Origin of the sequence: Allochromatium vinosum DSM 180 (assembly GCF_000025485.1) — a bacterium.
Lineage (GTDB): Bacteria > Pseudomonadota > Gammaproteobacteria > Chromatiales > Chromatiaceae > Thermochromatium > Thermochromatium vinosum.
Genome location: NC_013851.1, coordinates 840,662 through 853,245 on the forward strand (window position 1 = coordinate 840,662; position 12,584 = coordinate 853,245).

At 65.8% G+C, this 12,584-nt stretch carries 6 protein-coding genes; 3 read left to right on the plus strand and 3 right to left on the minus strand.

The features are described 5' to 3' along the window. Positions 1 to 19: 19 nt before the first annotated feature. Positions 20 to 2,911 (minus strand): ATP-binding protein, encoded by a 2,892-nt coding sequence (locus ALVIN_RS16505; RefSeq protein ID WP_012969948.1) that lies wholly within the window; start codon positions 2,909 to 2,911, stop codon positions 20 to 22. Further along, a complete protein-coding gene (locus ALVIN_RS16510; protein WP_012969949.1) occupies positions 2,908 to 6,474 on the minus strand; it encodes an EAL domain-containing protein in 3,567 nt (1,188 codons plus the stop codon). The genes ALVIN_RS16505 and ALVIN_RS16510 overlap by 4 nt, the downstream gene beginning before the upstream one ends. Before the next feature lie 128 nt (positions 6,475 to 6,602). Here ALVIN_RS16510 and ALVIN_RS03595 point away from each other — a divergent pair, with 128 nt between their 5' ends. Further along, positions 6,603 to 7,091 carry a low molecular weight protein-tyrosine-phosphatase gene (locus tag ALVIN_RS03595; RefSeq protein WP_012969950.1) on the plus strand — a complete coding sequence of 163 codons (489 nt, stop codon included), beginning with the start codon at positions 6,603 to 6,605 and terminating at the stop codon, positions 7,089 to 7,091. Positions 7,092 to 7,253: 162 nt separating this feature from the next. On the opposite strand, the gene rne is transcribed toward ALVIN_RS03595, so the two are convergent. Further along, positions 7,254 to 10,259, minus strand: a complete 3,006-nt coding sequence (gene rne, locus ALVIN_RS03600; protein ID WP_012969951.1) for a ribonuclease E — start codon at positions 10,257 to 10,259, stop codon at positions 7,254 to 7,256. Between the two features lie 591 nt (positions 10,260 to 10,850). On the opposite strand from rne, the gene ALVIN_RS03605 reads away from it, so the two are divergent. Further along, positions 10,851 to 11,891, plus strand: coding sequence for an RluA family pseudouridine synthase (locus ALVIN_RS03605; RefSeq protein ID WP_012969952.1), 1,041 nt, complete (start codon positions 10,851 to 10,853; stop codon positions 11,889 to 11,891). A 4-nt stretch (positions 11,892 to 11,895) separates the two neighbouring features. Then, complete coding sequence (locus ALVIN_RS03610; protein ID WP_012969953.1) at positions 11,896 to 12,555, plus strand: HAD-IIIA family hydrolase; 660 nt, start codon at positions 11,896 to 11,898, stop codon at positions 12,553 to 12,555. Positions 12,556 to 12,584: the final 29 nt, after the last annotated feature.

Sequence of the window (12,584 nt, forward strand, 5' to 3'; positions counted from 1 at the left end):
CGACGATCCGGTACGGGCTTCAATCCGGACGCGGCGCGCCGAGATACGCTCTCAGCTGCGCCAGCAACTGATCGACTCCGAACGGCTTGGTGATGTAAGCCTGGAAATCGGCCTCCAGACTGGCCTGGATCGTCTCGGGTATCGCGTTGGCACTGACGGCGATGACCGGGATGTCGCGTAAATGTGCGTGATCGCGCATCCATCGCAGAATCTCGATGCCGCTCATCCCAGGCAGATTGATGTCCATCAGCACCAGATCGGGCCGCCTCTCGGTCAGGAGAGCCATGGCCGTTTCACCGTCGATGGCGCTCAGGAATTCGACGCCGGGCAGCCGTTCGAACAGGTGCTCCATGACCGCCAGATTCACCGGATTGTCCTCGACATAGAGCACGCATCCGTGGAGCTGTCCATCCAGGCCATCCTGGAGCGTTGTGACAGTCGGTCGGCGTGCGGTCGGTTCGGGGTGTACCGGCCTCAGCTCGAACCAAAAACGGCTCCCCTGGCCAGGGACCGAGTCGAAATCGATGCTCCCTCCCATGACCTCGATCAGATGTTTACAGATGATCAGGCCGATCCCCGTCCCCTCGATCGCGGTCTTCTCGGCACCCAGGCGCTGGAACGGTTGAAAGATCTCTTCGCGCAGCGACTCATCGATGCCCGCGCCCGTGTCGCTGACACGAATCCGCACCCATTCGCCTGCCGGTTCGACGTCGATCGTGACCCGACCGCCCAGGCGGTTGTATTTGATGGCGTTGGAGGTCAGATTGAGCAGCACCTGACGCAAACGGGTGCGGTCGGCGTAGACATGCAAACCGGCCTCCCCGCCGCGATCGATGCAGATCCGGCGACCGTCGGCGGCGGGACGCGACAGGGCCATGACCTCGTCGATCAGCGGGTCGAGTGGTATGGCGTCGAGGTTCAACTCGCTCTGTCCCGACTCGATGCGTGCCAGATCCAGGATATCGTTGATCAGCTCGAGCAGATGCCGGCCACTGTCCCGGATGTGACTGACGGCGGTCTGCTGTTGGGCGGTGAGCGGGTCGAGCGCCCCCATGTCGAGCATCTGCGAAAAACCGATGATGGCGTTGAGCGGAGTGCGTAGCTCATGGCTCATGTGCGCCAGGAAGCGGCTCTTGGCCTCGCTCGCCTGCAACGCGGCATTGCGCGCCTCCTCCAGCTCGGTCAGCACGGTGTGCTGGCTGGTGATGTCGCGTGCGATCCCCAGGACGCCCAGCAGCCGTCCATCCTCGGCGCGCACGGCGGACTTCACCGTTGCCCACAGCACCCGGCGTGCGTCGCTGACGTAATCGATCCATTCCTCGCACCGGATGGGTGTGGTGCTCTCGGCGGCGCGCCGGTCGTCGGCGCGGAAGGCTTCGGCGACCTCCGGTGGAAAATAGTCGTCGTCGGATGTGCCGATGATCCTGTCGACATCCTGGCCGAGCATCTGTGCGAACTCGGGGTTGCAGGAGAGAAAGACGCCTTGCGGATCTTTCATCCAGACGGCATCCGGTATGGCGCTCAACAGACACTGGAGCAGGTAGCGTTGCTGTTCCGAGCGCTCCAGCTCTTCACTGAGCTGCCTGGACAGCTCGCGCACGTTCTGTTCGGCGCGCGTCTGGTCGGTGACATCGAGAAAGCTCCAGACACGCCCGACCACGGCGGAACCCACCCGTTGCGGATGAGAGAAGCGGGCGAACACGCGCCCATCGCGAAACAGCAGGGTGTCGCGCGAACTGGCGTCGGGATGCTCGTAGAGCTCGCGGACCTTGCGCACGAACGGCTCGGGGTCGGCGAGCTGATCGATGACATGGGTCAGGATCTGCGCGTCATCGCCGGTTTCGAGCAGCGCGTGCGGGATGCGCCACATGTCGATGACACGTTGATTGGACGAGACCACCCGTCCAGCGAGGTCGATGACCAGGATGCCGTTGTCGGTGGCCTCCAGTGTGGCCTCGGTCAGCGAGAGCGCTTCGGCGGTGCGTTGCGAGAGCGCGCGTGTCGTGCTCGCGGTGCGGGCCAGTGCCATGGCGGGCAGCAGCACCAGCAGCAGCACGATCAGCAGCGCCAGACGCAATGTCCAGACATTGGCGGCATGCGCCGGCCAGCCGCCATGCGGTATGGCCGCGATGCGCCAGGAGCCGTGGGGGAGCGGGAGTTCGATCAGGACCGGATCCTCGTCGAAGATCCCGGCGCGCCCGAAAAAGACATCGCTGTCCGGATCGCCATCGCGGCCACGCATGGCGACTTCGAGTGTCGTCCCGGTCTCCAGCAATCCGCTGTCGCGATAGAGCTGCTCGCAATCGATGAGTGCCGAGACCAGCCCCCAAAACCGCTCCTCGGCACCCGGCCGTTCCACATGGACCGGAAACCTGGCGGCAAAGCCGCAGCCGCCCTGGACGAGCTGGATCGGTCCGTTCAGCACCGCCCGGCGGTCACGGCGTGCCTGATCGGCCGCCGACGCTTGATCGGGGCGCGAACGCAGGTCGAGACCGAGCGCGGCCGTATTGCCTTCGAGTGGATAGATCAGACGAATGACCATGTCCGGCGCGGCGGCGACGTTGCGCAAACGGGTGCGGCCCGCGAGGATGGCCCGAGCAGCGTGCGCAAAACGCGCCGCATCCAGCTCCGGCTCGGCGGCGATCAGGGCCACCAGCCCCTGCACGAGCTGGATGTCGCCTCCCAGGTTGATGGCCAGACGATCGCGCAGCACAGTGGCTTGAGCCGCGACCGTCTGACGCTGCAACTCCGCCGAATACCGATCGTTGAGCCGCTCGGCCAGGAGCGCCGCCAGAAACAGACCGAGGGCCAGCAGCAGGACGGCGAATCGGCCCCATCGATCCAGCGGGATCCCGCCCAGTCTGCGAACGGCCGAGGGTTGCACCCGGCCGGACTGGGAGTCTGGGGTCATCTCGGTGTCGTCTCGTGCAGGCGCAGCCAGTCGATCAAGTCCGCGATCGGCATCGCCCGGGCGATCAGCCAACCCTGCACCAGGTCACAGCCCAGTCCGCGCACCAGATCCAGCTCGGTCTGGGTTTCGACGCCCTCGGCCACGCTGGTGAGTCCGAGCTTGCGGGCCATGTCGAGGCTGGAGGACAGGATGGCGCGGCTCTTGGACTGCTCGGCGGCGCCCTGCACGAAACTGCGATCGATCTTCAGTTCACTGAAGGGGATGCGCTGCAACTGATCCATCGACGAATAGCCGGTGCCGAAATCGTCGATGGACAGCTTGAAGCCTTTGAGCCGCAGCCGGGTCAGAACGTCCAGCGAGACCGACAGGTCGGACATGAGGCGGCTTTCGGTGATCTCCAGGATCAGATGTTCCGGTGCCAGACCGGCACTCATGAGACGCTGCTCGATGGTTTCCGGCAGTTCGATGTCCGTCAGCCAGTCGGCCGAGAGGTTGAAGGCGATGGGCAGCGGAAAACCCGCCGCGATCAGCATCGCGCTGGCGCTGAGCGCCTTGTCGAGGAGCCGCTGCGACAGGGGGACGATGAGTCCATGCCGCTCGGCGGCGTCGATGAAGCGATCGGGACGAACCGGCCGGCCCTGGCGCTGCCAGCGCGCCAGAGCCTCCAGGCCGACCGCACGCAGGCTGTTGGCGCTCACCTTGGGCTGGAAATGGAGGCTGAATTCGTCGTGCTGGAGACCCTGGATGATGTCTTCGGACGAGATCTCAGGTGCCGTCGTCTGGGCCGGCGTCTGGCGTGGTCGTTCACTGGCCGTCGTCAGCAGCTTGGTCAGGATGGCGCGCGTCAGCGGTTTCCTGACCGCTCCGCGCAGATGCAGTCCCTTGGCCCGCACCAGGTTGGCGGCCGTGTAGAGCACCTGCTCATCGACACCGCTGACAATGATCAGGCTACCCGGATACGCGTCTGCGGCGAGTCGGCGCAGAAAGGCGATCCCGTCCATGCCGGGCATCTTGAGGTCGGTGATCAGCAGGTCGATGGCGCGGTTTCCCAAACGGGCGATCTCCGTCAGAGCGTCCTCGCCGTTGTCGACCGTCAGGATCTCGGGCACGCCCATGGCGGTGAGCAGCAGACCGATCTGACGGCGGGCCATGGCATCGTCGTCGACCACCAGCGCCAGCCGAGGCGGAGGCGGAGCGGGCGGCGTCTCCGGCTCAGACTCCGGCTGACGCGATGGCTGAGGCAGGCGGATATGCCGCGTGGCTGTCTCCACGTCGCCGAGAGCCTGTTCGAGTTCGGCGAGCAGAGCGGGCGCCGGCTCCAATCGGCGGCTTCGGGCAGTCTCTTCCAGCCGTTCGGCCAGACCGGCGAAACGCAGGGCACCGACCATGCGTGCCGAAGACTTGAGCTTGTGCATCGCCTGCATCAGGCGCGTGGCCTCCTCGTCTCGGTGCAGCCCCTGGCAGGCGATGAGTTCGGCGCGCGCGGTCGCGGTGAAGAGATCGACGAGATCGCGCATCTGCCGTGGCTGGATGTCGTAACCGAACAGGTGAGTGATATAGTCCAGATTCAGGATCGAGCTGTCCGGTTCCGGCTCCGGCGCGGTAGCGAGCGGCGGCGCCACGCCGGCTGGAGACAGCCAGCGGTCGAGCCTCAGGCGCAGATCGTCGAGTCCGATCGGTTTGGTCAGGATCTCGTCCATGCCGCAGGCGCGACAGGCGTCGAGTTCCTCGGGCTGATGCGAGGCGGTGATGCCGATGATCGGGATATGACCGCCGCTGTCGGCCTCGGCGGCGCGGATGGAGCGGGTGAGTGCCAGCCCATCCATCTGGGGCATGTGACGATCGATCAGGATGAGCGCGTATCCGCCACGCTTCCAGTTGAGCAGGGCGGCGGCCCCATCGGCGGTGACATCGACCGCAAAACCCAGGGTTTCGAGCTGAATGCGCAACAGCGCCTGATTGGCCTCGTTGTCCTCGGCCACCAGGATGCGGAGGCGCCGGGCCGGCTGTTCGTCCGCGATTCGCGGCGGAGTCTGGATCTGGGGGCGTTGCGTGGTGATCGGAGCGAGGCCGAGCCGGTTCGACAGGGTCGTCATCTGTTCGCCGATCCGGTCGACCAGCGGCCGGATGGAGTCGATCCCCGGCGACGGCGCCTGCATATGGGCACGCAAGCGATCGAGCGTGGCGTTCAGATCCTCCGACCAGACTTGCAGGAATTCATCCTTGGCCTGGTTGGTACGTTCGGCCATGTCGCGGGCCTGTTGCAGCTCCTCGATGACCAGTTGCTGGAATCCGCGCAGGCGCTTGGCCTCGATCAGACTGGCATAGGTCGTCGTGAGGGTCTGGAGGAAGTCGATCGTGGAGGCATCGTAACCGCCAGGGCGGTTGATCAGCCCGACCAGGCCGAACAGCGTTTGGTCGAATCGGATCGGCAGACCCAGAAACGTCTGAATGGGCGCCTGTCCAGGAAGCGGTTCCCCGTCGCCCGGTTCCAGGACGAGGGCGTTGCAGATCAGGGGTTCGCCCGAGTTCAGAACAGTACCGATCAGGCTGTGTGGATCCTGAGACGCCAGTCCCTGGGCGGACGGCCGGCGCGGCCCCTGTGTTCTGACCAGCGCCGGACTGCTCATGGCATGGGCCTTGAAATAGGGCGAGCCATCGGCTTCGTAGAGCACTTCGCCGATGAAGCCATCGGCGCTGTTGGTGAGGGTCAGCATGCCGTCGAGCAGCCGCGCCGAGGTGGACGCGAGATCCTGGGTGGCGATGAAATGCTGGAGTGCCTGACGCTGCAATTCGAGCAGGCGCAGCTGATGTTCACGCTGCGCCAGAAGCTGCTTGTGCTCGGTGATGTCGGTGCGGATCGAGACATAGCGCTCCGGTCGGCCCTGTTCGTCCAGGATGGGGGCGATGGTGGCCCGCACCCAGTACGGGCGTCCATTCTTGCGCCGGTTCTGGAGTTCGCCCTGCCAGATGCGACCGCCGCTGATCGTCGCCCACAGCTCATCGAACAGGGCCGGCGGATGGTGGCCGGATTTGATGAGACGGTGATTGCGGCCGATCAGCTCCTCGCGGCTGTAACCGCTGATCTCGATGAATTTGTCGTTGGCTTCGAGAATGGCGCCATCGGCATCGGTGACGGAGACGATGGCATGTCGGTCCAGCGCCTGTTTGATGTCGATCAGCTCGCGCCATGCTCGCCAGTGCCGCGCGTGCTCGTTGGCCTGAACCGGCCATGTCCAGTCCTGGAGGCGGGTTGGGACACGGCCCCAGTCCACCGGGTCGGGGAGTGGAGCCGATTCCAGGTGTTGGGCCAGGCTCACGGCCGCCCGCAGCACAGGCGCCAACCGTTGGGTTCCGGGTGTTTCGAGCATGAACTCGCCCAATACCTGCGTCAGCGCCTCGGCGCGTCCGAGGGTGTCGATCCGGACGGAGGCCGCCTCGCTCTCCAGGATCTGCCTGACGAGTGTGAGCAGCTGCGCTCCTGCTGGACGATCCCAGCCATCGACCAGCAAACGCTCGGCTAGAATTCGCAGTTGTTTGGCCAGTGACGCTGTGAGATGCATTGTGTGCCGTGTCCTGACGGCTTGGGCCGCATTTTTTGCCTGTCGACGACGTTCGCGATGCCTGACCGCTCAGGCGACAATACCGATAATACCGCCAGTGCTACATCCATTGTTGAGAACAGCTTGTCATGAATGCTGAAGACCCGGTCAGAATCCTGTTCGTTTGCATGGGGAATATCTGCCGATCACCGACGGCGCACGGCGTGTTCCGTCGGCTGGTCATCGACGAGGGCCTGTCACACCGCATCGAGATCGACTCGGCCGGCACCCATGCCTATCACATCGGCGAACCGCCGGATCGACGCGCGCGCGACACGGCACGGATGCGCGGCATCGATATCGGCGATCTGCGCGCGCGTCTGGCCAAGCCGGACGACTTCGTCCGCTTTCACTATGTACTGGCGATGGATCGCGACAACTACGGGCATCTGACGCGACTCTGTCCCAACGGCCTGGAGGACAGACTCAGACTGTTCATGGAGTTCGCGCCCGAGCTGGGGCTTCACGAGGTGCCTGACCCCTACTATGGCGGTCAGCGCGGTTTCGAGCAGGTGTTCGACATGGTTGAGTCGGCTGCGCGCGGTCTGCTGCTGGACATCAGGAACCGCTATCTCTGAACTACGGCGGTCTTGAACGACGGGCAGGCAGAGGTCAAGTCGTCTCCGGCTCCCGCGCTCCAGCCCCACCTGATCCACCCGAGGGTCGAGCAGCATTCCCACGCTTTCGCGTGGGAATGCGCCGATGGATGGCCGCGCGGCTGGGCGCGGTGCGGAGTCGCTTCAGGCGTCCTGGCCGGTTCGGTCCGATTCGGTGCGGCGCTCCGATGCAGGCTCGGAGACCGTATCGGTGGTTCGCGGCCGTGGTTCGCTGGGAGCCGTCGATGCAGTCGCTTCGGCCACGGGCGCGGGCCTGGGCTCGGCCGGTGTCGCTGGAGCCGATGCCGCCACGGGTGCGGGCTTGGGTTCGGGCGGTGTCACGGGAGCAATCGCGGTCATGGGCGCCGGCGGCGAAAGCGGCGGACGCTCAGCCAGAGCCTGGACCGGCGCTGGCGTGGCCGGGGCTGACTCGGCCGATGCCGGTGCCGAAGACGCTGGAGCGGGCGCCGTTCCAGGCGTGACGCTGGGCGACGGCGTCGGTGCAGCGTCAGTCGTCGCGGTCGTCGTCGACACTGGAGCCGCAGCGACTGACTCCGGAGTGTTCGACCGCTCGGAGCCGGGGCGACGGCTGGAGGTCTCGTGTGGGCTGTCCTGACGCTCGACACGCGGTTCCGTCACTTCAGGTTTGATCGAGCGTTCGGCCGCCGAGTCCGTGCGGCTGTCGCTCTCCTGCCAGTTCTCGTCCGTGCGCGGCGTCGCGGGGCGGCGTCGGTTGCGCCCGCCGCGACGTCGACGCGATGAACGTGGACGCTCGGTACCGGAGACGGTCGTCTCGCTATCGGTCTCTTCGTCGAGTTGGACGTTCTCGGCATCGATCTCGGTCGTGTCGATGGGACGGCGCTCGCGCGTACCGTTCGACTCGGGTGCGGGCCGTGCCGGACGCTCGTCGTTCCGGGCGTCGCGCCGCTTGGGCATCGCGGTCGGGTCGCCGGCCGCGTCGGCCGACTCGCGCGCCGCCGCGTTCGTTTCGGCGGTCCGCTCCTGACGCGCCTGAGCATTGGCATTGGAACCGCGCGACTCATCGGGGCGCGTTGCAGCGCCGTTCGGATTCGAGCCGCGCCGACCGCGTCCGCGCGCACTGTTGTTGCGGCGTCGATCCTCGCGCCCGTTCTCGTCGCCACTGGTCTCGTCGCCCGCGCCCGCGTCGTCGCGCGGCTGGCGCCGGTCACTCGTCGGCTGCGACTGACCACGCCGACGCTCGTCGCGCGCCTGACGTGAACGCCCCGACTCATCGCCGGAACTGGCCGTGCCGGTAGCGTTCGTCGCGCGTTCCTGCGGCCTGGATGCCGCCGACGGCTCGGAACCGGCCTTGGAACCGGAGCGCCCGCCGGCCACGGCGCGCTTGTCGGCGGCCTGTGGCTGGGCGCTGCCTGCCTCGTTCGAGCGCGAGAGGAAGAGTCCGGTCCAGATGCGCTTGAGCAGACTCTCGGACTCGGCGCGCTCGGTCTCCTTGCGGCTGACCGTGGTCGGCGGAGTCGGGCGCGGGCGTTCGGTCTGACGCGGCGCGGGCACACTCGGGGCGATGAGCTTGACGGCGGGTTCCTCGATCCGGGCCGGCTGACCGAGCTTGGCGTAATGCGGCGCGGCGGCGCTCGGCTCGGGAACGGCCTTGATGGTGTAGCTCGGCGTTTCCTCCGGCGCCTTGCCGGCGATGTCCTGAGCGCGGATGCGTTCGATCCTGTACTCGGGCGTCTGGATGTGCTCATTGGGGATGAGCAGGATCTCGACTTCCTGACGCTGCTCGATGTCGAGAATGGCGCGGCGCTTCTCGTTGAGCAGGAAGGTCGCCACACTCACCGGCAGCTGAGCCTGGAGACGCTGAGTGCTCTCCTTCATCGCCTCCTCTTCCAGGATGCGCAGGATCGAGAGCGCGAGCGATTCGACACCGCGAATGGTGCCCTGGCCCTTGCAGCGCGGACAGATCTGCTGGCTCGACTCGCCGAGCGAGGGACGCAGACGCTGGCGCGACATCTCCAGCAATCCGAAGCGCGAGATGCGCGCCACCTGCACCCGCGCGCGATCCTGCTTGAGCGCCTCGCGCAGCCGGTCCTCGACCGCGCGCTGATTCTTCGGCGGCCCCATGTCGATGAAGTCGATGACGAACAGTCCGCCGAGGTCGCGCAGACGCAACTGGCGCGCGATCTCGTCGGCGGCCTCCAGGTTGGTGTTGAGCGCGGTCTCCTCGATGTCGGCGCCCTTGGTGGCGCGCGCCGAGTTGATGTCGATCGAGGTCAGGGCCTCAGTGTGGTCGATGACGATCGAGCCGCCCGAGGGCAGGCGCACCTCGCGCTGGAAGGCCGACTCGATCTGGGTCTCGATCTGGTAGCGCGTGAACAGCGGCACCTCGTCCTGGTAGAGCCGTAGCTTCTTGAGATTCTGCGGCATCACCTGGCGGATGAAGTTCTCGGCGCGCTCATAGACGGTGCGGTCGTCGATCACGATCTCGCCGATGTCGACGCGCAGATAGTCACGGATCGAGCGGATGATGACGTCGCTCTCCTGATAGATCAGGAACGGCGCCTTGCGGCTCTCACCCGAGCTGACGATCGCCTGCCAGAGCTGGAGCAGATAGTCCAGATCCCATTGCAGTTCCTCGACGTTCTTGCCGACGCCGGCGGTGCGCACGATCATCCCCATGTCCTCGGGGAGCTGGAGCTGGCTCATGGCGTCGCGCAGTTCGGTGCGGTCCTGACCCTCGATGCGTCGCGACACGCCGCCGGCGCGCGGGTTGTTGGGCATCAGGACCAGATAGCGTCCGGCCAGCGAGATGAAGGTGGTCAGCGCCGCGCCCTTGTTGCCGCGCTCCTCCTTGTCGATCTGGACCACGACCTCGCGGCCTTCCCGGACCGACTCCTTGATGCTGACGCGCGAGCCGGGTTTGACGCTGTCCGGCTCGAAATAGGACCGTGCGATCTCTTTCAGCGGCAGGAAGCCGTGGCGCTCGGCGCCATAGTCGACGAAGGCGGCTTCCAGACTCGGCTCGACGCGGGTGATGACACCCTTGTAGATATTGGCTTTCTTCTGTTCGCGTCCCGGTGATTCGATATCGAGGTTATAGAGCAACTGCCCGTCGACAGTCGCTACGCGCAACTCTTCCGGCTGAGTCGCGTTGATGAGCATTCGTTTCATGTTGTTCCTGTCCTGCGCACCACGGCGCGTGTCCCGTGGTTGGGCGCCGCGCCCCAGGGGTCTCGATCGGAGACCCGAGCGGGCGGATCGGCGCGTCGCCGTTCGACGCTCGAGTGGTGCGAGCACGGCGTCGGCACAGTCCGTTCCGTCGACCACCTCGGGTCGGGCTGGAACGGGCACGCGCGTATGAACCATCGTTATACGGGGCCGCTTGAGGCTCCCGCGTTTGTTTGGGCGGTCTAGGTCGATAGACGGCCCGCTTCGGAGCGGCGGATGTGACACCGGCGGCGCTGGCGGCCTCGACAGGCTACTCGGGGACGGCGCTGGGTGTAGAATTCGGCCTCGCTCGACGTCGCGAGCGGGCTGGACGCACGGCGCGGCCCCTCGAAGTGGCCTGGTCAGGTGTCGGATGCCGGTCTTGGGTCCGTGGGTCGGACTGGCGCCTCTTGGATGGGCGTTGGGTGCGAACCCCTGGATGCACTTGCCGCTCCGGAAAAATTCCGCATTTCACTTGGCCAGCGCAAGGCGTCAATGGTATCAGCGAACCCCACTTAGCAGCAATTGAGCCAAACGCTCAGGTTCAGACTCAAATTGAAATCTTCAGCCTCCGTCACGAAATCCAAGACCGTCGATCGTCCAGCGCGCGATGCCAATCGACCACTCGCGTCCCCTCAAGGTGGGGATGCCGCGAAAGCACCACAATATGTCCAGGTCGATACCCAGGCCGATGGTCAGCGTATCGACAATTTTCTGTTGCGCATCCTCAAGGGTGTGCCGCGCAGTCATCTCTACCGGCTGCTGCGGCGTGGTGAGGTCCGGGTCAACAAGGGGCGCGTGAAGGCCGAGTATCGGCTGTGCGCCGGGGATGTGGTGCGTATTCCGCCGATCCGCCTCGGCGAATCGGCGCCGCCCGCGCGTGCGCCCGAGGCGCAGTTGGCGCGGCTGGAGGGCGCGATCATCCATGAGGACGAGCGACTGCTGGTGATCGACAAGCCCTCGGGGCTGGCGGTGCATGGCGGCAGTGGTCTGAGCTATGGCCTGATCGAGTCGCTGCGCCAATTGCGTCCCGGGCGCGAGCTGGAGCTGGTGCATCGGCTCGACCGCGACACCTCTGGCTGTCTGGTCGTCTGCAAGCGGCGTAGCGCGCTGCGTGAGCTGCATGCCCTGATCCGCGAAGGCGGCCTGGACAAGCGCTATCTGGCCCTGATCCTGGGCGAGCTGCCGCGCGCCGAGCTACTGGTCGACGCGCCGCTCAAGAAGAACGTCCTGAGTAGCGGCGAGCGTCTGGTGCGGGTCGATGCGCAGGGGGGCAAGGAGGCGCGCACCCGCTTTCGGCGTCTGAAGCGCTTTGCCATCGACGGTCAGGCGCTGACTCTGGTCGAGGCGGAACTCATCACCGGCCGCACCCATCAAATCCGCGTCCATGCCGCCCATCTCGGAACGCCGCTGGCCGGCGACGACAAATACGGCGACGAAGCGGCCAACCAGCGGCTCAAGGGCTATGGCCTGAAACGACTGTTTCTGCATGCCTCGGCGCTGAGTTTCAAACTCGAGTGCATGGCCCGTCCTCTGCGTCTGGAGTGCCCCCTGCCGGACGAACTGCAACAGGTGCTCGATGCCCTGGAGAACTGATAGCGTGAATTTCGAACTGATCGTTTTCGACTGGGATGGAACCCTGATGGATTCCGAGGCGCGGATCGTCACCTGCATCCAGGCGGCCTTCCGCGACCTGGGACTGCCCGAGCCGGTGCCTGAAGTCGCGCGCGACGTCATCGGACTCGGTCTGGACGAGGCGATGGAGCGTCTGTTGCCGACCGGGGAGGAGGAACTGCGCGCCAAGGTGGTTGTGCAATATCGCCGTCATTTTCTGGGCGGCGACCAGAGTCCCTCGGAGCTCTTTCCAGGTGCACGTGAGACGCTCGACTGGATGACGGAGCAGGGCTATCGGCTGGCGGTGGCCACCGGCAAGAGTCGAGCGGGTCTGAACAAGGCGCTCGACGAGACTGGATTGCACGGCGTTTTCCATGCCACGCGCACGGCCGACGAGACCTTCTCCAAGCCGCATCCGCAGATGCTGCTGGAACTCATGGACGAGCTGGGCGCACGCGCCGGGGAGACACTCATGATCGGCGACACGGAATACGACTTACAGATGGCCAACAATGCCGGGGTGCGTTCGCTGGCGGTCTGTTACGGCGTCCATGAGCCGGGTCGGCTGCTGGCCTGCGAGCCGCTGGCCTGTCTCGATTCGCTGTGGGCGATCCGCGACTGGTTGAGCGCCAGACAGGCCAACTGAATTTCAGCCGTATCCACTGTGTCCGAGGA